The sequence below is a fragment of the Arcicella sp. GW458-12-2-14-TSB2 genome (assembly GCF_059423785.1).
Window position 1 is genome coordinate 38,373 of the sequence record NZ_JBWKYN010000005.1, and the last position, 24,997, is coordinate 63,369.

Annotated in this window: 17 protein-coding genes; 7 read left to right on the top strand and 10 right to left on the bottom strand. The window is 35.5% G+C overall.

Annotated elements, in window-relative coordinates:
- Positions 1-79 precede the first annotated feature (79 nt).
- The 3 genes from AC07XN_RS01275 to AC07XN_RS01285 all read left to right on the top strand — a co-directional run bounded on the left by AC07XN_RS01275 (position 80) and on the right by AC07XN_RS01285 (position 3,332).
- Complete coding sequence (locus AC07XN_RS01275) at positions 80-2,338, top strand: TonB-dependent receptor (RefSeq protein ID WP_494741767.1); 2,259 nt, start codon at positions 80-82, stop codon at positions 2,336-2,338.
- Positions 2,339-2,343: 5 nt separating this feature from the next.
- Complete coding sequence (locus tag AC07XN_RS01280; RefSeq protein WP_494741768.1) at positions 2,344-2,907, top strand: helix-turn-helix domain-containing protein; 564 nt, start codon at positions 2,344-2,346, stop codon at positions 2,905-2,907.
- A gap of 83 nt (positions 2,908-2,990) precedes the next feature.
- On the top strand, positions 2,991-3,332 hold the full coding sequence (locus tag AC07XN_RS01285) for a heavy-metal-associated domain-containing protein (RefSeq protein ID WP_309913075.1): 342 nt from the start codon (positions 2,991-2,993) through the stop codon (positions 3,330-3,332).
- A gap of 124 nt (positions 3,333-3,456) precedes the next feature.
- On the opposite strand, the gene AC07XN_RS01290 is transcribed toward AC07XN_RS01285, so the two are convergent.
- The 6 genes from AC07XN_RS01290 to AC07XN_RS01315 form a co-directional block, all read right to left on the bottom strand.
- On the bottom strand, positions 3,457-3,966 hold the full coding sequence (locus AC07XN_RS01290; protein ID WP_494741769.1) for a GNAT family N-acetyltransferase: 510 nt from the start codon (positions 3,964-3,966) through the stop codon (positions 3,457-3,459).
- Positions 3,956-4,243: a type II toxin-antitoxin system TacA family antitoxin gene (locus tag AC07XN_RS01295; protein WP_494741770.1), complete on the bottom strand. Its 288-nt coding sequence runs from the start codon at positions 4,241-4,243 to the stop codon at positions 3,956-3,958. The genes AC07XN_RS01290 and AC07XN_RS01295 overlap by 11 nt, the downstream gene beginning before the upstream one ends.
- 352 nt (positions 4,244-4,595) lie before the next feature.
- Positions 4,596-5,438: an acetyl-CoA carboxylase, carboxyltransferase subunit beta gene (accD, locus tag AC07XN_RS01300; RefSeq protein WP_309913072.1), complete on the bottom strand. Its 843-nt coding sequence runs from the start codon at positions 5,436-5,438 to the stop codon at positions 4,596-4,598.
- Positions 5,439-5,653: 215 nt separating this feature from the next.
- Positions 5,654-8,281 (bottom strand): T9SS type A sorting domain-containing protein, encoded by a 2,628-nt coding sequence (locus AC07XN_RS01305; RefSeq protein WP_494741771.1) that lies wholly within the window; start codon positions 8,279-8,281, stop codon positions 5,654-5,656.
- A 193-nt stretch (positions 8,282-8,474) separates the two neighbouring features.
- Positions 8,475-9,917, bottom strand: coding sequence for a RagB/SusD family nutrient uptake outer membrane protein (locus tag AC07XN_RS01310; protein ID WP_494741772.1), 1,443 nt, complete (start codon positions 9,915-9,917; stop codon positions 8,475-8,477).
- Positions 9,918-9,945: 28 nt separating this feature from the next.
- On the bottom strand, positions 9,946-12,966 hold the full coding sequence (locus AC07XN_RS01315; protein WP_494741773.1) for a SusC/RagA family TonB-linked outer membrane protein: 3,021 nt from the start codon (positions 12,964-12,966) through the stop codon (positions 9,946-9,948).
- A gap of 551 nt (positions 12,967-13,517) precedes the next feature.
- Here AC07XN_RS01315 and AC07XN_RS01320 point away from each other — a divergent pair.
- The gene (locus AC07XN_RS01320; protein ID WP_494741774.1) at positions 13,518-13,844 is read left to right on the top strand and encodes a hypothetical protein; all 327 of its coding nucleotides are present in this window, start codon (positions 13,518-13,520) and stop codon (positions 13,842-13,844) included.
- Between the two features lie 362 nt (positions 13,845-14,206).
- Positions 14,207-15,961 (top strand): phospho-sugar mutase, encoded by a 1,755-nt coding sequence (locus AC07XN_RS01325; protein WP_494741775.1) that lies wholly within the window; start codon positions 14,207-14,209, stop codon positions 15,959-15,961.
- Positions 15,962-16,013: 52 nt separating this feature from the next.
- Here AC07XN_RS01325 and AC07XN_RS01330 read toward each other — a convergent pair whose 3' ends face one another.
- From AC07XN_RS01330 to AC07XN_RS01345, 4 genes are all read right to left on the bottom strand, one after another.
- On the bottom strand, positions 16,014-17,615 hold the full coding sequence (locus tag AC07XN_RS01330; RefSeq protein WP_309913058.1) for a peptide chain release factor 3: 1,602 nt from the start codon (positions 17,613-17,615) through the stop codon (positions 16,014-16,016).
- Between the two features lie 142 nt (positions 17,616-17,757).
- Positions 17,758-19,242, bottom strand: coding sequence for an APC family permease (locus AC07XN_RS01335; protein WP_494741776.1), 1,485 nt, complete (start codon positions 19,240-19,242; stop codon positions 17,758-17,760).
- Positions 19,243-19,465: 223 nt separating this feature from the next.
- On the bottom strand, positions 19,466-22,420 hold the full coding sequence (gene secDF, locus AC07XN_RS01340) for a protein translocase subunit SecDF (protein ID WP_494741777.1): 2,955 nt from the start codon (positions 22,418-22,420) through the stop codon (positions 19,466-19,468).
- 123 nt (positions 22,421-22,543) lie between these two features.
- Positions 22,544-22,906: a hypothetical protein gene (locus tag AC07XN_RS01345; RefSeq protein ID WP_494741778.1), complete on the bottom strand. Its 363-nt coding sequence runs from the start codon at positions 22,904-22,906 to the stop codon at positions 22,544-22,546.
- Between the two features lie 119 nt (positions 22,907-23,025).
- Here AC07XN_RS01345 and nadC point away from each other — a divergent pair, with 119 nt between their 5' ends.
- Positions 23,026-23,880: a carboxylating nicotinate-nucleotide diphosphorylase gene (nadC, locus tag AC07XN_RS01350; RefSeq protein WP_409014202.1), complete on the top strand. Its 855-nt coding sequence runs from the start codon at positions 23,026-23,028 to the stop codon at positions 23,878-23,880.
- An 83-nt stretch (positions 23,881-23,963) separates the two neighbouring features.
- On the top strand, positions 23,964-24,953 hold the full coding sequence (gene nadA / locus AC07XN_RS01355; RefSeq protein WP_309913049.1) for a quinolinate synthase NadA: 990 nt from the start codon (positions 23,964-23,966) through the stop codon (positions 24,951-24,953).
- Positions 24,954-24,997 lie beyond the last annotated feature (44 nt).

Consider the following 24,997-nt stretch of genomic DNA (forward strand, 5'->3'; position numbering starts at 1 on the left):
TCTTTTGTGGTATTGCGTTATCTAATTGTGTTGATAACTCAAAAACCTTAGTCGTTTTAATATTTTAATATGAAAAATCATGAATTCTATTATAGTTTCAAAAATATTCTCTAGGCTCATTGTACTGATAATCACCAATGTAGTGTTGTTTTCACCATTATTTGCTCAGAGCGGCGAAACAGTTCGAGGCATTGTACAAGAGAAAAAAACTGATGGCAAAACAGAAGTCATCATCGGTGCTACCCTTCGTTGGCAAAATGCCCAACGAGGAACCACCACCAATGAAAAAGGAGAGTTCTCTATCAGCAAAGAATCTCAAAACCATCAATTAATCGTTAGTTCTGTCGGGTGTAAAACCGATACGCTGATGGTACATTCATTAGACTTCTTAGAGATTAATCTTATTCCCATAAATGCCAATTTATCTGAAGTTGTTGTAAAAGCGGAGGCTAGTGCTATGGATAGAATGAACCCTATTCATACCGAAATCATTACTTCGAAAGCCCTAGCCAAGGCCGCTTGCTGTAATCTGTCAGAAAGTTTTGAAACCAATGCTTCGGTGTCTGTTAGTTATGCTGATGCGGTAACGGGTGCAAAGCAAATTCAATTATTAGGACTATCAGGGAATTATATCCAAACGAATGTTGAAAACATTCCCGCTATTCGGGGCTTGAACAGTACTTTCGGACTAAACTATATTCCCGGCACTTGGATTTCTTCGATTGATGTAGGTAAAGGAGCAGGTTCAGTAATAAGTGGTTATGAGTCTATGACGGGAGCATTGAATGTAGAATTGGCTAAGCCAGATGTTGCAGAAAAATTGTATTTGAATACTTACTTCAATAGTCAAGGTCGAGGAGAAATCAATCTTTCTTTAGCCAATAAAATCAACGAAAAATGGTCTGTAGGTTTACTCACGCATGGGAGTACTTTGCAGACTAAATTAGATAAAAACAAAGATGGGTTTTTAGATTTACCACTTTATACACAATACAATGCCATCAATCGGTGGAAGTACCAAAGTGATAAAATGATGGCTTCGTTTGGCGTAAAAGCATTGTATGAAGACCGTTTGGGTGGACAAGTAAAATTTAATCCAGATACAGACCGCAATACTCCAAACGCTTATGGTTTTGGGAGTACCACAAAGCGTTATGAGTTTTTTAGTAAAACCGCCAAGCTATATCAAACTAAGCCCTATCAGGGCTTAGGGCTTATTATCAATGGTTTGTACCATGATAACCAGTCGTATTTTGGGTTTAAAAACTATACAGGCACTCAAAAGAGCATATATGCCAATTTAATTTATCAAAATATATTAGGCAATACCAACCACCAATACAAAACAGGAATAAGTTACCTGTTGGATAATTACAATGAAAAGTACTTAGATTCTACCTTTAAAAGAACAGAATCTGTACCGGGTGTTTTTGTAGAATATACAGAAACCATTCCTGAAAAATTAACGCTTGTAGTAGGAGGTAGGGTAGATTTTCATAATTTGTATGGTACTAGGTTTACACCTAGAATACATGCCAAATATGATATTACATCTGACCTTCACCTACGTCTTAGTGCAGGGAAAGGTTGGAGAATGCCTAATGCGATTGCCGAAAATTTTGGAATGCTAGTGAATTCGAGGCAATTGGTTGTACCTGAAATCATCCGACCAGAAGAATCTTGGAATTTTGGAGCGAGCCTGAGTAACGATTTTTATCTTTTTGGAAAGAAAGGAACAATCATTTTAGATGCCTATAGAACGAACTTCCAAAATCAATTAATCGTAGATATGGAAAATGCTGATTTAGTTCGTTTTTATAATTTAAAAGGGCGTTCGTTCTCTAATAGTTTTCAGGCAGAAGTAAATTATGCACCTAGCAAACGTATCGAAACTAAATTAGCTTATCGCTTATTTGATGTTAAAAACGACGTATTGACTCCAGCGGGGGAGCTTACTTTATTACCAAAGCAGTTTGTTAACCGAGAGCGGGTGTTATTCAACATCGCTTATGCCTTGCCTTATAATAAATGGAAGATTGACTTTACATGGCAATGGAATGGCAGACGTAGGATTCCTGACACTGCCGAAGGACATGTGCATTCTGTGACGTCTCCATCGGTATTTGCTCCTGCTTTTTCAAATATTAATGCACAAGTGACAAAGGCTTTCTTGAAATGGGAAATGTATGTTGGAGGCGAAAATCTCAATAACTTTATACAGAGCAATCCTATTATTGCAGCGAACGACCCTTTTGGAAAGAACTTTGATGCTTCAATGGTATGGGGCCCTGTTATTGGACGAATGGTGTATGTGGGGATGCGTTATAAAATTAAATAAGAGCGATGAATTTATATATCAAAAATATGGTTTGTGATCGCTGTAAGATGGCCGTAAACCAAATCCTTACACAACTGAATATTGAGGTAGAACAGATTGAACTTGGCGAAGTTATTATTCAGCATGATTTAGACGAACAAACACAGACTATTCTGGCTCAAAAATTGAATGATGTAGGTTTTGAGTTATTGGATGATAAACGAAAGAAAATTGTTGAGAAAATAAAGAATGTAGTGATTGAGATGATTTATCAAGCAGACGATAGTGTTGATAAAATAACACCATCTTTTCTGATTGCTGAACGTGTGGGGCGAGATTATAAGTACCTGAGTACCCTGTTTTCGGAAATTGAAGGAAAAACAATTGAACAATATTTAATTTTTCAGAAGATAGAGAGGGTAAAGGAATTGTTGGTGTATGATGAATTAACACTAAGCCAAATAGCTGACCAATTGCATTACAGTAGTGTTCAACATTTATCGAATCAGTTTAAAAAAGTAATGGGCCTGACGCCTAGTCGTTTCAAGGAGTTACAATCTCATACAAGAAAAGCCTTGGACGAAATATAATTTAAAGATTGAATCAGACTTTAAAATGCCATAAAAACAAATATACTTTAACAAAATAATCAATCAATAAAACAAACAACAACATGAAAAAGAACATCTTAGCATTAATCCTTTTATTAGTTTCAGTGCTTACATTTGCAGAAACGCCTAAAACAGAAACAGTAAAAATTAAAACTTCTGCCATTTGCGAAATGTGCAAAGAGCGTATCGAGAAAAAATTAGCCTTTACCAAAGGAGTTTCAGAATCTAATCTGAATATTGAGAGTAAAGAAAAAATTGTAACAGTAACGTACAACCCAAAGAAGACATCGGTAGAAAAAATTAAAAAAGCTATTGCAGATGTAGGATACGATGCTGACGAAGTAACCGCTAATGCTAAAGGCTATGAAAAATTACCTTCTTGCTGTAAAAAGGGGGGAATGTAGTTTTTTAGCTTTTAGCCTTGAGCAATGAGCTTTGAGCATAAAAAGGGGGTGCTGATTCAAAATCAACAACCCCTTTTTTGTTTTATAATTTGTCTGATAATACTTGAAAATTTATTTATGAAATTCAACCTTTATACAAAATTAAATCTTCAATTGTTTTCATTGGAATAAACATTTTTCCTGAAGTGGGGAGTAAAATAAAACCATAAGAGCTATAAAATTCTTGAGCTTTTATATCAATAGGGTCTACAACAACAGCAATTGTTCCTAATTGACTAGATAGCTTATAACATTCGTTTAGAGCATCCAATAATAAAATCTCACCCAAACGTTTACCTTGAAAAGACTTATCTATTGCTAATCTGCCTAATAACACAACAGGTAAATCAACATAATTTTTAGGTAATTTTTTGCTTAAATCTTCAGGTAATGATTCTCTTTTTATTGAGTTAGCAGACAATGTATAATATCCTATCACAGTATTTTCATCATCGACTAAAACATAGCATACTGATAGTTTTCTTTTTACATCTTGGCTTGCTTGCTTGCTTATGTAATTATCTAATAGTGCTTGACCACAACTAAATTTATTTTTTTTATGAAGATTAGCTAATTTTTGGATTTTAGCTTTCATTTGTCTCTTTAAATTTTTTATAATTTAATTGAGCTCGCTTCAATTTGCTGTTAGGCTTTGCTGGATTCAATATAGCATCAACAAAAATTCTTTTATCTTCAATTGATTTTAGAATTAGATTGTTTTCTACTATTATCTCATTTGCTTGTTTATTAATACAAAAAATTACAAACTCAGATAGGTTTTTGAATCCACTAATTTCAGAAGCGTATTTAACGAACTCTTTTTGTTCTTTGCTAATTCGAACATCAATTCTATCGTTAATTATTGTTCCCATGATTTTTTGTTGTCTTCTTAGTATATCGTATTGCCGTTTTCTTAGTATATCGTATTGCCGTTTTCTTAGTATATCGTATTGTTGTCTTCTTAGTATGTCGTATTGTTGTCTATTAGTAAATATTTAATATCATTAATAGCAAATTTAAAACATAACAGAATTAATCCTCGAATTAGCTTTGCAAATGTACGAGTATTTTCCGTACAATTCCTAAATAAATTTTTAATTTTTAGATTTTAAACTTCCTAAAGACTTTCTTTTATTTTGAACAATAAACAAAAAAAGGGATTGTCGATTCAAAATCGACAACCCCTTCTTATGCTCAAAGCTCATCGCTCAAGGCTTAAAGCTATTACGCCAACATCCCTAATAAAGATGAAAGTTTATCTTTTAAATCTTTTCTATCCACGATAAAATCAAGGAATCCGTGTTCTAATACGAATTCTGCACTTTGGAAACCTTTTGGTAAATCTTTACCGATAGTTTCACGAATAACTCGTGGTCCAGCAAAACCAATCAAAGCACCCGGTTCAGAGATATTAAAATCTCCGAGCATGGCATAAGATGCCGTTACGCCTCCAGTTGTTGGATCTGTCAATAAAGAAATATAAGGAATCCCTGCTTCGGCTAATAAAGCTAATTTGGCAGAAGTTTTCGCCATTTGCATTAACGAGAACCCAGCTTCCATCATCCTTGCACCACCCGAACGAGAAATCATTAAGAATGGAATTTTGTGTGCAAGAGCATAGTCGATACCACGAGCAATTTTTTCACCTACTACAGAACCCATTGAACCGCCAATAAATGAAAAGTCCATCGCAGAAACTACCATTTCAATGCCATTTACTTTACCATGAGCAGTTCTTACGGCATCTTTCAAGCCTGTTTTCTTTTCAGTAGCTTTAATACGATCAGGATAACGTTTTGTATCTACAAACTCCAGAGGGTCGCCAGAAGAAAGCATGGCATCCAATTCTGTATATTTTGTTTGATCGAAAAGAATCTCAAAGTATTCTTGAGAGCCAATCTTTTCATGATAATTGCAGTTTGAACAAGTATAAGCGAACAACTTATGTTCACGAGTGTGCATTGCTTTTTTGCAAGATGGGCATTGATACCAAAGCCCGTCTGGAGCTTCACGTTTTGATTCGGTAGGGGTTAAAATACCCTTATCTTTTCTGGTAAACCAAGACATATTTTATGATTGCTAGATTCGAATGTTAATGATTGAAAGCCTTTTGTTTCAATATATAATTGCGGTTAATACATTTCTAGGAAATGCAAAATCTTGGCAAAGATAAGGTATTGCGTTTCGACTTATAACATTTTTGTGAAAAATTGTTATGTAACATAATAAAAATGAGCCTTTTTGAATACACAAAAAGGCTCATTTTTATTATTCTTTGAAAATTATTTAGCTAAAACTATTTTTTTATTAATCATTCCATTTTCTGTTTGAAGCTTTAAAAGATAATAGCCATTTGAAAGATTCGCTAGGTTAATGGTATGGTTAAACTCATTTCCCGAATTAGTATGTTGTTCGTTAAAGACAGATACCCCAAAGATATTTACAACATTAATGGTTACACTCTTTGTCGCTTTAGCAAAGCTCGCTTTTAGTTTGTATTCACCATTAGGTGAAGGGTTTGGAGAAATAGTTACTTCAATTGTACTGCTTGGTTCATTACCTAATACAGTTGGCGTTACTATCACAGCTTTGCCCGATGGCCCTTGTATATTCAAGTTATCGACAGTCCATCCCCATCCATAAGCAAGAGGGTCAGCTAACAATCTAAAACGAACCAAGACCTTATCACCCGCCTTGAAATCCCCAGAAGTTAGCATATCTATTTCTCTTTTTCTAAAAAGACTAGGCGTGCCGACTACCTTTGAATTTTGATCTTTATCCAAATTTAAAGAAGTCCAAGCTTTTTTCCAGTCAGGGTCATCATTTGAATCCCAACCTGATTGGAACCACTGCCATGTTTTACCATTGTCTTTAGAGCCTTCCACTACCACATAATCAAAGAAATCTCTATCAGGGAAAACTGCACCATCTGCACCAGGTTCTACTAGTACTATTTCATCAAAGTAGATTTTAGCAGTATCGCTTCTTAAAGTAATTGGTTTCAGTAATTGAGCGATATAATTGGTAAATAAATTTCCATCTACTTCAAATGTCTCTTCTGAACCATTTTTATAAGGATGGTCAGAGTTTAAAGCAATACTTGTAAAGTTTGTGGGTTTTGAGAAAGTAAAACCTTTTAGATAAAAATCATCAGGCGCTGCTGGCGACGTATCAAAATTATTGATGTAAGTATTTACCGCAGGAAATAATTTCAAGACTTTAAATTCATAAAAACCAGTTTCAGGCGAGAAGCGTGTATTCTTAGCCTTAGCTTTATCTTTTACTACGATGCGATATTTTACTACATCATTCCCTTTAAATTGAGCCAATGTAAATTTAAAACTACCATTAAAAGTAATGGTTTTATCGCTAGTAGTATAGGTCAATATAATGGGCGTTTGTTTTACATCATTGATATAATATTCTACATAAGCACTGTCAATACCTATGTTATCAGAGGCTTGTCCTTCAGGAAGCTTTATCTCTGTATCAGTGTTGTAAATTGAAAAAATATTGTTGGTGTAAGAAATAACAGGTTTTACAGTATCTGCTCCAATGGTAAACTGATAATAATTTGCAAAACCTTTAGGACTCAATGGTGCCTCTGCGGGCGTAGCTAATTTTCTGCCTGCTAAGTCTTCACCTTGCCAGTAATAACTAATTTTGCGTCTCTCTGTTGATTTTGGTAATGTATATGAATATTGATTGCCTGCTTTGGTAAGTGGTACTTCTTTGGCATCTGCAATGCTATTAGTAGTAGTCATATACAACTTTACAGAACCATCTTTTATAGCAGTATCTCCTAATACTTTTGCTGTAAAAATGTAGTCTTTGCTCGTATCTTCATTATCAGTCAAGGGGTCATGGGTGATAGAGCTACTTATCCAACCCAAATCTGCAAATAAGTTTAATACAATTGGCCCGATACTTCGTGTCATTTCACCAGCTGCAATAGAAGGGGTCATTAAAGCATTTGGGTCGCCGATACGATAAGTAGCTTGATCTACGTGATAAATACTAGAACCCGCACTATAAGTAGTAGGAGCATATAATTTAGCCTGTTTGTTAGCATTCGCTTTTGTCGCTGAAGGGCTATTTAAAAATAGTTTGCCTCCTACAACTTCTTTACGAAGAGCCGCAGAAAAATTTTCGATAGTAGTAGAGTCAATCAATGATACACCTGCACTATTAACAATGAAATTGTCAAAAATTCCTGCTGAACCTACAAAGCTACCACTCCCCCAACCAGCTACGGTATCGCTTGCTCCAAAAGTACCTATAAAACCAAGTCCATGTCCATATTCATGCAATACAACCGAATACAGGTCATATTGTAATCTTGTGGGAGTAGATTCCCCCGTGTACCAGTCGGTACGGTCAGAATTAAAAGTAGCAACAATATCTGGTTGATCAGTACCATTAAGGTCTTTTCTTGCCATTTTCTCGGCAAGGGCAATAGGATACCAAGTACCTGCTTTAGCTGCTCCCGGAAAATTACGATAATAAGTTGACGCACCAGCTGACCCTAATACACCAGAGGCTAGACTCCGCCAGCGTACTAAAATTTTAATAGGCACATCCGAATTTAGTGCATTAGCCCATGTTGCGGCAGCTCTTTCAAAAACACTTTTTACCTCGGCGGATAAATTGGAGCCTTGTTCGTAAAAAACTTGAAAATTAGCTGCTTGAGTGGAAGATTTTCGAATATTAGCAGCTATTTTCTTATCTGCTTCTAGTTTTGCTTTCATCATCTCGGTATATCCCATTGGCAAAACACGTTCTTTGGCTTGCTCAGGTGTTGGTGCATAATCAACAATCTGAGTTCCTGGGATAGACTCAATTTTGATTTTTTGAGTGAAAGCAGCAAAGCTTCCCATGGTTATTAGAGTAGCAAGTAATAATTTTCTCATATTAAAATAAATTTTAGGAGACTTATTAAATAGAATTTGAAGTGTTTGCTACACAAGATAATAACTATTTTTGATAGAAGTTAATAAAGGTTTTAGAAACATAGTTAATCCATAGATAGCTATTAGATAAACGAAAAAAAAGGCTTTCTTTTTATATTTAAGAAAGCCTTTTTAATAAAATAATTTTCAACTATTAATATCCAGGGTTTTGAACAACGTTCGCATTTGTACGAATTTCATTGGTAGGAATAGGCAATTGAAACCTAGCATCACCTGCAGCCAATGTTCTAAAACTATAGGTTGTTCCAGTACCATCTGCTCTATCGCCCCAGTTTGAACGATTGATAGCTAATCCTTTACGTTTGATATCGAAGAAACGATGACCTTCAAATGCTAATTCAAGGCGTCTTTGTAAATCAATTTCAGTTTTCAACGCATTACCACCTTCTTGATTATCAGCAGCTACAAATCCTACATAACGGTTAGCTCTCAAAGTATTCAAATCTTTTAACGCATCGGCATCTTTGTTTAATTGAGCCAAAGCCTCTGCACGATTCAATAATACCTCTGCTACTCTGATTACCTTAGGGTCAACAACGTTGGCATTCCCTGTAGCACGACCAAAATACTTAATGATGTTGTTATATTTTAAACCACTAAAAGTACTTGAACCAATGTAAGCATTTTTACGGACATCATTGTCTTTGTATAATTTAAAGAAATCATAATCAATTACATACTCAGAGCGAACACCCGAAGCAGAACTTTGGCTATATTCAACACCTGGCGAAACGGCATCCTTGTCTACAATTTGTAATTTTAGTAGTACACCGTCGTTACTTGCATCTTTCCAAATATTTGTAAAATTAGTAATTGATCCAGGACTTGAACTCAATGCTAATGATTGAGTCGCTGAATCTGCGGCTTTTTGCCATTGACCTTCATACAAATACAAACGTGAAAGTAGGGCATAGACTGCTGCTTTATTAAAACGATAAATGCCATTTGCACTTCCAATTAAGGTTGCAGCTTCTAACAAATCTGCTTCAATTTTAGCATAATTAGACTTAACTGTTTCACGAGCAGGTCTTGCACTAGGGTCAGTACTAGTTACATAAGGAATACCTAAATCAGCATCATTTGCTTGTGTAAAAGCTTTTCCGTATAATTTAACCATATCAAAATGAGCTAATGCTCTTACTGCCAAAGCTTCTCCTTTAAAGTTATTCTTTGCCGTGCCATCTGCTAATTTGTTGATATTGACCAAAATACCGTTGGCTCTACGAATAGATGAATAAGCCTGAGTCCATAAATCCCAAGCAATATCACCGTTATAACGCCATTCTTGGAAAAAACGATTTGACAAACGACCTGTACGACACATGATAGCATTGTCTGACATAATATCAGGAAGGCTAATTGATGAACCAGCATAATATGAACTACCTGATAAACCTGATAAACCATTTACTGCACGAGCATACATACCTTGTGCTGCATTGGTAAAATCAGATTCTGTTTCAAATGCCTGTGTATCAGTTACTGAGTTATATGGACCTAATTCAAGTTCTTTGTCACTGCAGCTTGTTACTCCGATCAGAGCAAAAATGCTAAGAGTTAAAATATATTTTTTCATATTTTGTAAGTCTGTTTAATGGATGAATTTAGAAGGTTAAATCAATGCCGAATGTTAATTGACGTGTTACTGGATAGCTATACCCACGGAATAAACCTACCGTTTGTCCACCAGTGCTTTCTGCTTGACCAAAACCAACTTCTGGGTCACCTTTTGCTTCAAATGCATGATACCACCAGTTTTGTGCTTGTGCATAAATTCTAACTGATTGTATTTTAGCTTTTCTGGTAATAGATGAAGGAATAGTGTATCCTAAAGTAACATTTCTTAAACGAATAAAATCACCTTTTTGTAAATAACGGTCTGTAGTGTAACTAATTCCAGTTGGTACAGGCAAAACACCAGTATCACCAGGTTTTTTCCAATAATTCAAAGCATCAGCTGCTTGATTATTATAGATAGATTCACCGTCTGAAGTTAAGTCATTCCACATAGAGTTATATATGTAATTACCACCCGAATAATATAAATCAGCCCCTAATGAAATGCCTTTGTAACTAATATCTGTATGGAAATTACCAAAACGAGTAGCTAAACGAGATTTTCCTTCTAAAATCACTGCATCTGATGCAAGGTATTGTTCAACAACCTCACCAGTTTTGCTGTAGAATTGTTGTGCACCTGTTTGTGGATTCACACCTGCATAACGCGTCATAAAGTAAACATCGATAGGTTGTCCGATTTTTAACTTTGAAAGTCCACCCGGACGATTGAGTTCATCCTCTGTCAAAGCAGTAACTTTATTTTTGTTGATTGAATAATTAACATTTACATCCCATTTCAAGTCTTTTGTATCAATAATTTTATATCCTACCGTAAACTCCATCCCTCTGTTTTGTACCGCACCAACATTTTCAGTTCTTACTTGGAAACCCGTTGTTGCTGATAAAGGACGATCGTAAAGCAATGAAGAGTTGTTTTTATTATACCAATCTACAGTACCATAAAGACGATTATTCAAGATAGAAAAATCAATACCAATATCAGTAGCAGCCAATTTTTCCCAAGTTAAATCTGGGTTATCTACTTGTGACGGAAAGGTAGCTGATGTTAAACCATAACTACTATAACGGTACAGGCCTAATGAGGTATAGTTACCGATACGGTCGTTACCAGTTATACCATAACTTGCTCTTAGTTTTAAGGAATTAATAAAAGTTAAATCTTGAATGAATGCTTCTTTTTCTAAATGCCAACCTGCACTTACTGCACCAAATAAACCATAACGGTTGTTCTTACCAAAACGCGAAGAACCATCACGACGAGCAGATAAATCTAAGAAATACTTTTGATTGAAATCGTAGTTAATACGTCCAAAAAGTGAATACAAAGCCCAATCTTGCTTACCAGTTGTGGCTCCAGTAGGGGTAGAGGCATTGTCTTGTGTACTAACTTTGTCTGATGGGAAGCCTTTTGATGACAAAGAATATGAGCTAACTCTATCTCTGGTAAACTCTATACCACCTAATACTTTGAAATTATGAGTATTGTCTATAGACTTAGTATAAGTAGCAGTATTTGTAAAAACATAGTTGAAATTCTGGAAGCCATTGTCAGTCTTTGAACCTCTAGCCGAAGGGTCACCTACGTACTGATCTAAAATAGAGTTTGGTTTGATATAGTATTCTCTAGCGTAGTCAGTAAGTGTAAGTCCAATCTGAGAACGCACTTCCAAATCTTTGATGGGCGTTAAAGCTAAATAAAAACTACCTAAACCGCTAACGATTTTCTGATTTTCAGTATTATTTTTAATTGCTTCAGAAATACTGAACCCATTAGCCGTTAGATTATAGCTACCATCTGTATTGTATTCAGGTTCATAAGCATTATAGGCATAAATGGCATAAAATGGGTTCTGAACATTATAACGGTCTCTTTGCTCATTTGTTTGAATAGTAGAGAACTGGATATTACTACCTGTTTTTAACCATTTTGAAGCACGGTATTCAAGGTTCAATCTTCCCGTATTTAGGTCAGAATTAGAACCATTTACAATTCCTCCTATTTTAGAATTCTGAAAACCAATATTATAAGAAAAAGAATCGTTCGCACCACTAATACCAAAACGATGTGTTCTTAATTGGCCTTTTTGTAAAAGTGTTTTAAACCAATCTGTTTTACCAGCTGTAAGTTTAGCCAGCTCAGTTTGGTATTGAGCATCCGTCAAAGTTGTGATGTCGTCAACGCCATTTTCTTGAAAATATTGGTTTGTATAGCCTAATTCTTTTTCATAACGAAGCTTTTCATCAAAAGTCATCATTTTAAAATTATCTGGTGTTTTTTCAGAATAACCTGCTTGGAAAGAATAAGTAAGTTTTGGTAATCCTTTTTTTCCTTGTTTGGTAGTTACCAAGATTACACCATTAGCACCTCTTGAACCGTAGATAGCCGCTGAAGAAGCATCTTTTAATACTTGAACATCTTCGATTTCGTTAGGATTAAGCGTATTTAAAATGTTGATACCCCCTTGAGCTTCACTGTTTGATACAGGTACACCATCAATAACAACCAATGGCTGTGAACCTGCAGATAATGAGCCTTCTCCACGAATACGAATGAATGATTGACCTGAAGGACGACCATTTACCGAAGTTATCTGCAAACCTGCAGCTTTACCTTGTAAAAGATTATCAAAAGTGCTACCTCCTGGTTTACCTTCTAGGGCTTTACCAGAAATATTGGCTTGTGATGCAGTAAGGTTTTGCTTTTTAGTAGTACCATAACCTACTACAACTACTTCTTCAATATCAGTAAAATCTTGTACCAATGCTACATTGACAATTGTCTTTGTGCCAACAGATACATCTTGCTTAATAAAGCCTACAAAGCTAAAAGATAGTGTTGCACTATTAGGAACACTAATTTTATACGAACCATCCGCACCAGTAGTTGTTCCTTTGGATGTACCCTTAACCGACACACTTACACCTGGGAGTACTGCCCCATCTTCTGACGAAGTCACTTTTCCGGAGATAATTCTGTCCTGAGCCGCCATTTTTAGCGTTAAAGTCAGCATCAGTACAAAAATCATTAGTAGTTTTCTGTTCATGTTGTTGATTTTGTTTTTTAAAGTTTCGAATGTTTAGTTAGAAAAAAAATGAATCTAGTAGGTTTAACTTTACTTTAGAACTCATACTCTTTAATCAATATATAAACGAATATTGATAATTTATTATTTTAAAATTAACATATATTACTAGTCTTTTGTTGCGTTTTTTTTGACAAAACATGGTTTTTATTTTGTTATCACTAAAAAACTTCGCTTACTAATAAGTATTTGTTGAAATAATAGAAGAGTATTCAATACTAAAGATAATTTTTATTTTACACATTAGTATAGGTAAATATAACTATTTTTAAAAAAGAAGTAGTGCAACCTCATAATAGTTGCGGGTAGAAATACTATATAGAATAGCTGTATAGCGATTGACGGTAATATGTATACTAGCTTTAATAATAGACTATTACATTAAAAATAACACTACAGATAAAAGTAAAAAACTATTTTAATTCTAACTAAAAATGAGAAAGCTACTTTTAATTTACCTTTTCATTGTTGCATCCCATATTTTATATGCAAAAGGTCCTCGTTATAGGGTTATGGGGATAGATTCAACAGAAGTACAGTATGTAATTAACTTACAAAACGTCTCTAATTATCAGATATATACGATTTATACCTATAAGATTTCTTCCGAGGATTCTGAATCTTGTATTAAAAAGGGGCAAAAGAAAATTACTATTGGAGGGATATACAGATTGAAATTTGCTGAGTATCTAATGTTACCACCTGAATTTAAATTGGATAGTAATGGGAATAGAGTACATAGATTTTTCGTAGATAGGTTAGAAGGGTTATACTATGATTCTTCGCCTGTTTCAATATTTCGTGGAAGAAATTATTGGAAACCCAAGAAAGATAGTTGATTAAAACCCCAAGTAAGAATAACTAAAAAATATCTATCTTGTCATATATTATCCTACAACTCCAAATCTAAAAGAGCGTCTCGCTCGTATTTGGGCACAGGGAAGTTTTTATTTGTTCTTTAACCCTTTAAATGTGAGGCAAAATAACGATACCATAACGTTATTTAACGCTTAATTAAGTATAACCAGGAGCCAAAGAACCTTCTTCTTTTATAAAACCCTATTTTTTATTGGCTTATTCCTAAAAATTACCGTTCAATAAATCGCAATCGACTAAAGCTATAGAACAGTACTCAAAACAATAAATAATTTTTATATTTGTTGGTCGAAAAATCTCAGACTTTAACTTAACAAATAATATTATGATCGCTAGCTTAGACGCACTTACCCAAGAAAAAATCAACTTGTGGCTTTCGGGAAACTATGATGCAGATACCAAAGCCAGAATCCAACAACTTTTAGATGAAGGAAAAGAGACAGAGTTAACAGATTCTTTTTATAAAGACCTAGAGTTTGGAACGGGTGGAATGCGTGGTGAAATGGGTGTAGGTTCAAACCGTATGAACAAATATACTGTTGGTTCGGCTACACAAGGATTTGCTAATTACCTAAAAGCGAATTTCACAGGAGAAAGCATTAGCGTGGCTATCGCTCATGATTCAAGAAATAATGCTTCATTTTTTGCTAAAGTAGCTGCGGATATTTTTTCGGCCAATGGCATAAAAGTGTTTTTATTTAAAGAATTACGTCCAACGCCTGAATTATCTTTTGCAGTGAGACACTTAGGGTGTAATGCAGGGCTAGTGATTACGGCTTCGCATAACCCTCGTGAATACAATGGTTACAAAGCTTATTGGAATGATGGTTCGCAGGTAGTAGCACCACACGATAAGAATATTGTTGCTGAAGTAAAAAAAATCCAATCAGTAGATGAAATCAATTTTACGGGTAATCCAGATTTAATTACGTTAATCGGCGAAGAAATTGATGCAGAATATTTGAAAACTATTCAAGCAAATTCAATCAACCCTGATGTAATTACGCGTCAGAAAGACTTGAAAATTGTGTATTCGTCTATTCACGGAACAGGTATTACTCTTGTACCAAAAGCGTTAAAATTGTTGGGATTTGAAGATGTTAACGTAGTTGAAGCTCAAGCTGAACCTAACGGAGATTTCCCAACGGTAATTTATCCAAACCCAGAAGAAACAGAAGCAATGACTTTAGCCATGAACTTGGCCAAAGAAATTGATGCTGATTTGGTAATCGCTACAGACCCTGATGCTGACAGAGTAGGGGCGGCGGTAAAAAATCCAGCAGGAGAATGGGTGTTGTTGAATGGTAACCAAATGGCAAGTTTGATTATCTATTACTTATTAGATGCTTGGAAAAAAGCTGGAAAACTGACGGGCAAAGAATTTGTTGCTAAAACCATCGTTACGACCAACATCATTGATAAAATGTGCGAAACACAAGGCGTTAAATGTTATAATACTTTAACAGGCTTTAAATTTATTGCTGCTGTAATTCGTGAGTTGGAAGGTAAAGAAAAATTTATTGGGGGTGGCGAAGAGTCGTATGGCTATTTAATTGGTGATGCCGTTCGTGATAAAGATGCCATTGCTTCATGTGCCATGATTGCTGAATTAACAGCTTATGCTAAAGATAATGGCAAGTCGTTATTTGATTTCTTGACGAGCATGTATATGGAAAATAATTTCTATTACGAAGGCTTGATTTCATTAACGAAAAAAGGAAAAGCAGGAGCGGAAGAAATTCAGAAAATGATGGCTGATTTGCGTAGCAATGTGCCAGCAACAGTAGCAGGTTCTGAACCAGTAACGGTAATTGATTATACCAATCTTACTTCAACTGATTTGAAGTCTGGAGCAGTAACTAATATTCCAACTGGATTGGGTATGGAAGCTTCAAACGTAATTCAATTGGTTTTAGCAGATGGTACAAAAGTATCTGCTCGTCCTTCAGGTACTGAGCCTAAAATCAAATTTTATGTTTCTGTAAACGAGCCTTTAGAAAAAGCGGAGGACTTTGAAACAGTATTGGCTAAATTAAAATTGAAAGTTTCGGCTATTCAAGAAGATTTGGGCTTGAAGTAAAAAACACATATTTAAACAAAAATGGCGAGAAATTTTTCTCGCCATTTTTGTTTTATACTTCTACTGCTCTCTTGAATTCTGAGGTAAAGTGGAATTGAATATCAGGATTATTCTGAATGTTCATCCTTAAAATCCACTCAGATTCTGCCAAGAAAACAAAATTTCCATCTTTATCTTGGGCAATATTTTGTGCCTTTAAACGAACAAATTCTGTTAACTTCTTCTCGTCGTCTGAAGTTACCCAACAAGCTTTGGCAATATCACGGTGGTCAAAACGACATTTTGCACCATATTCGTGTTCTAAACGATACTGAATTACTTCATATTGAAGTTCTCCAACTGTACCTACTATTTTTCTATTTCCTAAATGTGGTTGTACAAATAACTGTGCTACTCCTTCGTCTGTCAATTGTTGAATCCCTTTTTCCAACTGTTTCGATTTCATCGGATCTAGGTTCATCAATTCCTTGAATATTTCAGGCGAGAAACTCGGGATACCTTGGTATTGTAAGATTTCCCCCTCTGACAGGGTATCTCCAATTTTAAAGTTACCAGTATCGTATAAACCCACTACATCACCTGGGAAGCCTTCGTCAATTACTTCCTTTTCCTGAGCCATAAAATTATATGGATTGTTGAAACGAAGGTTTTTATCTAAACGAACGTGCTTGTAGAATTTATTACGCTCGAATGTTCCTGAACATACCCTCAAGAAGGCAATTCTATCACGATGTTTAGGGTCTAGATTAGCGTGAATCTTAAAGATAAAACCAGTAAATTTTTTCTCTTCTGGTTCAACAATTCTTACGTCTGTTTTTCTGGCTTGTGTACTTGGTGCTATTTCAGTGAAAGTATCAAGTAATTCTTGTACACCAAAATTATTAACAGCAGAACCAAAGAATACAGGTGCTATTTCTCCAGACAGATAAACACTTCTGTCAAAATCGCCATAAACTCCCTCAATCAATTCAATATCTTCACGTAATTGATTCGCATCTTTTTCTCCTACTTTCTTATCTAATTCCTCTGACCAAATGTCAACAGCCACTACTTCTTTCTCAATTTTAGTTTTGTTGGCATTGAAAATATTCAGCGACTTTTCATAGATATTATAAACACCTTTGAAGTTTGAACCAATATTAATAGGCCAAGTAAGTGGACGTACTTTGATGTTCAGTTTTTGCTCTAATTCATCTAATAAATCAAAAGGATTTTGCCCTTCTCTATCCATTTTATTGATGAAAACAATTACAGGCGTATTTCTCATCCTGCAAACTTCCATCAATCTTTCTGTTTGCTCTTCAACCCCTTTTACACAGTCGATAACCAAAATAACTGAGTCAACGGCAGTTAAAGTTCTATAAGTATCTTCAGCAAAGTCTTTGTGACCTGGTGTATCTAGAATATTGATTTTAAGATTGTTGTATTCAAAAGTCATTACCGAAGTAGCAACCGAAATACCTCTCTGGCGCTCAATCTCCATGAAATCGGAGGTTGCTCCTTTTTTAATTTTATTTGATTTTACTGCACCAGCCGTTTGGATAGCTCCACCAAATAAAAGCAATTTTTCTGTGAGCGTAGTTTTCCCTGCATCGGGGTGAGAGATAATACCGAAAGTACGGCGTTTATGTATTTCTTCTTGTATGGTTGCCATTGTCAATCTATAAATAAGTGACTGAGGAATAATAACTCAGTCCTAAAAAACTAATCAAGTCGCAAAATTACTCATAAAAAAATAAACCTCACAGAATTTTGTTTTCTGTGAGGTCTGAAAATCAAACTATGAGAATAATATATTATTCTATTTCGTTGAGGTTACTTTTGCTTTTGCTATAAATGAAATAAACTATTAGTCCAATTCCCATCCAAACAAATGCAAATAATTGAGCTTTGCTATCTAATAATGACATTAACGCCACATTGGTAATAATACCAAGCGGAGCAATAACTACTAATAAAGGAGTTTTGAAAGGACGATCGCGATTTGGTTCACGCTGACGCAAAATTAATACGGCTAAACAAACCATAGCAAAGGCAAAAAGCGTTCCGAAGCTAGTCATATCACTTAATACACCAATAGGGGTAAATGAGGCTACTAAAGAAACTACTAAACCTACTAACAATGTGCTTTTCCAAGGAGTTTGGAAAGTAGGGTGAATTTTGCTGAAGAAATCAGGTAATAAACCATCTTTTGCCATTCCTAAGAATACACGCGTTTGTCCAAGCATCATCACCAACATTACAGACACCAAACCTACAGTAGCAGCCGTTGTGATGATAAATACTGCCCAAGGCTGTCCTACTTGGTCGAAAGCATAAGCTACTGGAGCTTTTAGTGCATCGCCTGTAATATCTTTGTAGTTAAGCATACCAGTAAGTACTAATGATACTAAAATGTACAATAAAGTACAGATAGCTAAAGAAGCAATAATGGCAAATGGGATATCTTTTTTAGGATTAATCGCTTCACCTGCTGAAGTAGAAACAACGTCGAAACCAATGTAAGCAAAGAAGATAGCTGCCGCACCGCTTAGAATACCTTTGATACCATAGGCTTCTTGCATCTTACCATCTGCATGTTTTACCATTTCTGGTTCTGGGATAAATGGATGCCAGTTATCAACATTTACGAAGAATATACCTACAATGATAACAAATAAGATAGCTGATAATTTAAGAATTACAATTAAGTTATTGGTGTTAGCAGCTTCTTTAACACCTTTTACTAGAATCCAAGTAACAAGCCATGTAATCAAGAAAGCAGGCAAGTTAAAAGAAAATGATGCGGGTTCTGTGATATTATTATCAATGGCGTACTGAGCACCAGAAAAAGGGTCATTAGTTAAATAATAGGGCATCGTAATGCCGAAGAGGTGCAGTAGCTTATTAAAGTAGCCGGACCAACTTACGGCGACGGTCATTGCTCCCATAGCATATTCGAGAATTAACCCCCAGCCAATTATCCATGCAAAAATTTCGCCCATTGTGCCGTATGCATACGCATAAGCAGAACCTTCTACAGGTAGCATTGAGGCAAACTCGGAATAACATAATGCAGCAAAAACACAACCAATTCCTGCTACAACAAATGATAATGCCAAAGCAGGCCCAGCATGATAATGTGCAGCGGTACCTGTTAATACGAAGATACCCCCACCAATGATACCTCCGATACCGATTGCTGTAAGGCTCCATTTACCCAGCACTTTATTTAATTTATTATTTTTAATATCAGCTTCATATGCTGACATAGGTTTTTTACGCCAAATACTGTTGCTCATAGGGTTTTAGTTTTTGTGTGAATTTGAAGTGATTTTTAGATTTTGGTTACTTGATTAATAAGCTTTTTGTATCAAAGAAAAACTTTTCTTCCTAAAAAAGTACAAATGTCTAATTATACGAAAGTATATTTTGTTTAAACATCTTTGAAGATACAGAATATTTCGTCTCAAAACAAAAAAAGACCTGCAAGTAATGAAACTAGCAGGTCTTTTGAATTATAAATTAAGCTTTTGAAGCAGGGGCAACTTTTTTCTTGCCTGTACCTAAATCGATAACGATTGGTGCAGCTACGAAGATTGAAGAATAAGCACCAAACACAACACCAATGAACATAGCAAAAGAGAAGCCTCTTAGAATATCTCCACCGAATAATAATAATACCGTTACTACCAAGAATACTGTAGTGGCTGTCATTACGGTACGGCTCATTGTATGGTTGATAGACTGGTTGATTGTCTTAATCATCAATTCTTTATCACTAAGGTCTGCATCAACGCCGATTTCTTCACGAATACGGTCAAATACTACCACGGTATCGTTAATAGAGTAACCAATTACCGTCAGAATAGCAGCAATAAAGATTTGGTCAACCTCTAATTCAAAACCGAATAGGCGAGTAATACCAACCATTCCTAATACTACTAATGCATCGTGTAAAAGAGCGATGATACCACCCAATGAATACTGCCATTTACGGAAACGCAATAGAATATAAATAAAGATACCTACTAAAGCATAGAAAATAGAAACGAAGGACTGTCTTAAAATATCATCAGCAATGGTTGCACCTACCTTAGATTCTGAAACAATCGTAGGTTTGGCATCCGCAAATTTCTTCAATCCATTCTCTAAAGCCTTACGTACTTTTTGGTTAGCCTGAATAGATTCATCTTCTACCAAGTAAGCAGTAGTAATTTTCAATTTAGTATCACCGTTGAAAGTTTTTACTTCAACACCTTTACCTTCAAAGCTATCAGCCAAACCATCTTTAATTGTTCCAGCTTCTACAGGCTTAGATAATTCAACTACATAAGAACGACCACCTTTGAAATCAACGCCTAAGTTAAAACCACCTTGGATAATTAATACAATAGCACCTACTGCAATTAAACCCCATGAGAACCAATAAGAATATTTACGTTTTCCGATAAAGTCAAAGTTCATTCCTTTGAAAAGGTCTTTTGAAATGAATGTTTCAAAAGTAACGTCTTTCTCTTTACCAGCTTTGATAGCACGTTTTGCCATCCATTCTACTAATACATGAGAAACGAAAACAGCAGTAAATACAGAAGTAATCAAACCTATACACAAAGTAACACCGAATCCTTTTACAGAACCTGAACCAAAGTAAATTAAAATAACCCCAATAATAATGGTTGTTACGTTACCATCAATGATGGCAGAAAGTGCTTTTTCATAGCCTAGTTTAATAGCTTCTAACAAACCTTTTCCTTGGTGTAATTCTTCACGGATACGTTCATTAATCAATACGTTGGCATCTACGGCCATCCCTAATGTTAATACAACACCCGCAATACCTGGCAATGTTAATGCTGCTTGAATTTGTACCAATACACCAGCAATAAAGAATACGTTGAATAAAAGGGCAGCATTAGCCATCCATCCTGGGCTTCCATAATAGCCAATCATGAAGACAACAACTAATAATAAACCTAATGCCATCGAGAAATATCCTTGGTTGATAGCTTCAGCACCTAATGAAGGCCCAATAAAAGCATCTTCAACAATACGAGTAGGCGCTGATAACTTACCTGATTTAATAACGTTGGCTAAATCTTTTGCTTGTTCAACTGTGAATGAACCAGAGATAGAAGAACGACCACCAGCAATTTCACCATTGATGTTTGGTGCAGAATAAACATAGTTGTCTAATACAATAGCAATACGTTTTCCAACATTCGCAGCTGTTAAGTTTTTCCAGATTCTAGCACCAGTACCATTCATACTCATGGTTACTTCTGGACGACCATTTTGGTCAAAATCCTGTGAGGCATCCGTGATTACTTCTCCATCTAAAGGTGCTTTTTGTCCTTCAGCTTTTTTCAAGAATTCAAAAGGAATAATTTCGTCACCATTTGTAGCAGGAATTCCTATCGCATTCCAAGCGAATTGAAGGTCAGAAGGGAACATGATTTTTACTTCTGGGCGTCTGAATAATTCGTTTACACGAGCAGTATCTTTACGGAAAACACCCCAAGATCTTCCTTGTCCATCCAAAGGCAAGAACAGTTTAGTAAGTGCTGAACCTGCAGTAGTATCTTTCGTAGCAGAATCTTTCTTGGCTACTTTCGCTGCACCAGATAGCTGGCTAGCTAAGCCGCTTGCTTTAGTTGTATCTGTTGCTGTAGTTTTAGTAGCAGTAGCCGCTTTTTTAGCTTTTTCTTCTGCAGTCAAATATTCTCCTAAAGCATTTAGCCCAGGACCCCATTCTGAAATCTCAGCTACTTCGATAAATTCTAATTTTGAAGCAGCAGATAATAATTTTCTAGCACGTTCTGGATTATCAACACCTGGTAATTCAACTTGGATACGGTTGGTACCTGGCAAGCGTTGAATGTTCGGGTTGGCAACCCCTAATTTATCAATACGCGTTTGAATCGTTTTGTAAACACGATCAACAGCACCATCAATTTCGTCGTTAATTACTTTCTTTACTTGTGAATCAGAAGAATTAGAATTTAATTTTTCACGGTTAATTGAATTAGCAAAAATAGTTGCCAATCTTTGATTCGGAGCAATTTTTGCAAATGCTTCATAAAACAAATCATTGAATGTTTTTGTCGAAGTTGCTTGTGCAGCAGTTGCTAGATCAAGTGCTTTGATAAAGTTAGGGTCATTGCTTTTGCCTGATAATGCACGAAGAATTTCTACAGGAGAAACCTCTAACACGGCATGAAGACCACCTTCTAAGTCCAAACCTTTATGCAATGCATAAGTGGTTACTTCTTGTAATGTAAAGCCTAAATAGATAGGTTGTTTCCACAAAGAATCAATATAGTGGGTTTTCTTAGCAGGATCTAATTCACCAGATTTTGAAGTAGCATAAGCAAGAGCATCTTCACGAACTGAGCTTGCTTTCCATGTGAATGAAAGAAAAAATAGACATAAGGCTGAAATAATTCCAGTCAGCCAAACTATGGCACTTTTATAACGCATTTTTGTAGGGAAAAAGTAATTGTGAGTAAATAAACGAATGATTAGGGTTGTAACTGCTTAGCCAGACATGGCAAAACGTCTTTACTTTGATAGGGAATCTATCAAAAATATGTACGAGAAAAATTATGGGGCGTTGGTAACGATAAAATGTTCGAAGAGAACTTCAAGATGAGGTAGGCGAAATGCTAAATCTTGAACCGCTTGAATAGGGCGTTGTACTGATAAAAAAGCAAATTCGCAGGGACTAAAAATAAATTCTTGTGCAAAATCAATATTGACAGGTACGGAAACCTGCATCACAGAAAGCTCTGAAATAGAACATTGCTTAGGCGTAGTATTATCCTGAGTTTGTTCTGTTTTGACTTTAGATACCGCTATTTGGCTTCTTTGTGAAGCATTGATTGTTTTACCAAAAACGGTAAATACAATAACCAGCGACATAAAAAAGACGCTTACCAAACGAGCTATGTGAGAATTTTTTTGCATTTTGAATTACAAAACTATCACTTTTTGTTTGGTATTTCCAAATTCTGACTTAAAATAATTGTTCTGCCTGTTTGAAAATATTTCTTACTTTTGAGCCATCATTCATAAATTGCTCAGAAATGTTTAATTATTTAGAACCAATATATATCAAGAAATTCATTCAAACAGCCCTAGCCGAGGATATTGGTGATGGTGACCATACGTCATTATCAACCATTCCAAGTACTGCTACTGGACGAGCAAGATTGCTTGTGAAGGAAGACGGAATCTTAGCAGGAGTGGATTTGGCAACAATGATTTTTGAAGAGGTAGATACTGCACTGGAAGTACAAATATTGCTTAAAGACGGCGTAGCAATTAAAAAAGGAGAAGTTGTTTTAACGGTTGCAGGTTCTTCGCAATCTATTCTTAAAGCAGAACGACTAGTACTAAATTGTATGCAGCGAATGTCGGGTATTGCTACTTATACAGCCTCTATGGTGAAGTTGTTGGAAGGAACAACTACAAAATTATTAGATACCCGTAAGACAACACCCAATTTTCGACTTTGCGAAAAGTGGGCTTGTAAGATAGGCGGAGCAGAAAATCATCGTTATGCCTTGTTCGACATGATTTTGATTAAAGATAACCATGTTGATTATGCTGGAGGTATTAAAAATGCTATTACCCAAGCTAATGAATACTTGAAAGAAACAGGCCGTGATTTAAGAATAGAAATTGAAGTAAGAAACTTAACAGAGCTTCAAGAGGTTTTAGCTATAGGCAATATCCATAGAATTATGCTAGATAATTTTTCTTTTGAAGATTTGCGTGAAGCAGTACGATTGATTGATGGAAAATATCCTACGGAGGCATCTGGAGGCATCAATGAAAAAACCGTCAGACAATATGCTGAATGTGGGGTAGATTATATTTCTTGTGGTGCTTTAACACACCATGTAAATAGTTTAGATTTGAGTTTAAAAGCATACTAGCGTCATTAGTGATTGGTGAATAGGAGAGAAATTTGTCCCCAATTAATAAAAGATGTCTTTTCTTACGGTATAAAATTTTAACAATGAATTTATTAGATGAATCACAAAGAGTAGGCTATGTGAGTCGCTCGGTGCCCTTTAAAGGAGAAGATTTAAAGGAACAAATTTTAAAACTGAAAAAGGAAAAAAATGCGGTAATCTTAGCACACTATTATGTTGATGCTGAGATTCAGGAAATCGCAGATTTTTTAGGGGATAGTTTGGGGTTAGCACAGGCGGCAGAGCAAACAGATGCAGATATGATTGTATTCTGTGGAGTACACTTCATGGGCGAAACAGCTAAAATTTTAAACCCTAATAAAAAGGTGGTTTTGCCAGATTTAAATGCGGGTTGTTCTTTGGCAGATGCTGCTCCCAAAGAAGAATTTGCCGCCTTTAAAGCAAAGTATCCTGATGCGGTAGTAGTAAGTTATATTAATTGCACGGCCGATATCAAAGCCATGACCGATATTATCTGTACTTCATCCAATGCGGTAAAAGTAGTAGAATCGATTCCTGCTGATAAGCAAATTATTTTTGCACCTGATGCTAATTTAGGCAGATATGTAGCCAAGAAAACAGGGCGTGAATTGATTTTGTGGGAAGGTGCTTGTATCGTTCATATTGATATTTCTTTAGAGAAATTAAAGAAAGCCAAAGAAGAAAACCCTAATGCGTTGTTGATTGCTCACCCAGAATGTAAAGAGGTGATTTTATCTCAAGCTGATTTTGTGGGTTCGACTACAGCATTGTTGAGCTTTGTACAAACATCAGACTGTCAGGAGTTTATTGTGGCGACGGAAGCAGGTATTTTACATAAAATGAAAATGGCTGTGCCTCATAAAAAGCTTATTCCTGCGCCAGCTAATGAGAAAAACTCTTGTGCTTGTTCAGAATGCCCATACATGAAAATGAATACAATGGAAAAATTATACAACGCTATGTTCTATGAATTACCAGAAATTCAGGTACCAGAAGAGGTTAGAGTTCCAGCATTGAAAGCTTTAAAAGCAATGTTAGAAATTAGTAAATAGTGTGTTGCAAATATAAAATAAAAGCCCTCGAAACCAGATTTGAT

Coding starts and splice junctions, on each gene's coding strand:
- AC07XN_RS01305 (WP_494741771.1), bottom strand. CDS start 8,281: ATGAGAAAATTATTACTTGCTACTCTAATAACCATGGGAAGCTTTGCT.
- AC07XN_RS01275 (WP_494741767.1), top strand. CDS start 80: ATGAATTCTATTATAGTTTCAAAAATATTCTCTAGGCTCATTGTACTG.
- secDF (WP_494741777.1), bottom strand. CDS start 22,420: ATGCGTTATAAAAGTGCCATAGTTTGGCTGACTGGAATTATTTCAGCC.
- AC07XN_RS01320 (WP_494741774.1), top strand. CDS start 13,518: ATGGGGATAGATTCAACAGAAGTACAGTATGTAATTAACTTACAAAAC.
- accD (WP_309913072.1), bottom strand. CDS start 5,438: ATGTCTTGGTTTACCAGAAAAGATAAGGGTATTTTAACCCCTACCGAA.
- AC07XN_RS01315 (WP_494741773.1), bottom strand. CDS start 12,966: ATGAACAGAAAACTACTAATGATTTTTGTACTGATGCTGACTTTAACG.
- AC07XN_RS01330 (WP_309913058.1), bottom strand. CDS start 17,615: ATGGCAACCATACAAGAAGAAATACATAAACGCCGTACTTTCGGTATT.
- AC07XN_RS01295 (WP_494741770.1), bottom strand. CDS start 4,243: ATGGGAACAATAATTAACGATAGAATTGATGTTCGAATTAGCAAAGAA.
- nadC (WP_409014202.1), top strand. CDS start 23,026: ATGTTTAATTATTTAGAACCAATATATATCAAGAAATTCATTCAAACA.
- AC07XN_RS01310 (WP_494741772.1), bottom strand. CDS start 9,917: ATGAAAAAATATATTTTAACTCTTAGCATTTTTGCTCTGATCGGAGTA.
- AC07XN_RS01280 (WP_494741768.1), top strand. CDS start 2,344: ATGAATTTATATATCAAAAATATGGTTTGTGATCGCTGTAAGATGGCC.
- AC07XN_RS01325 (WP_494741775.1), top strand. CDS start 14,207: ATGATCGCTAGCTTAGACGCACTTACCCAAGAAAAAATCAACTTGTGG.
- nadA (WP_309913049.1), top strand. CDS start 23,964: ATGAATTTATTAGATGAATCACAAAGAGTAGGCTATGTGAGTCGCTCG.
- AC07XN_RS01290 (WP_494741769.1), bottom strand. CDS start 3,966: ATGAAAGCTAAAATCCAAAAATTAGCTAATCTTCATAAAAAAAATAAA.
- AC07XN_RS01335 (WP_494741776.1), bottom strand. CDS start 19,242: ATGAGCAACAGTATTTGGCGTAAAAAACCTATGTCAGCATATGAAGCT.
- AC07XN_RS01345 (WP_494741778.1), bottom strand. CDS start 22,906: ATGCAAAAAAATTCTCACATAGCTCGTTTGGTAAGCGTCTTTTTTATG.
- AC07XN_RS01285 (WP_309913075.1), top strand. CDS start 2,991: ATGAAAAAGAACATCTTAGCATTAATCCTTTTATTAGTTTCAGTGCTT.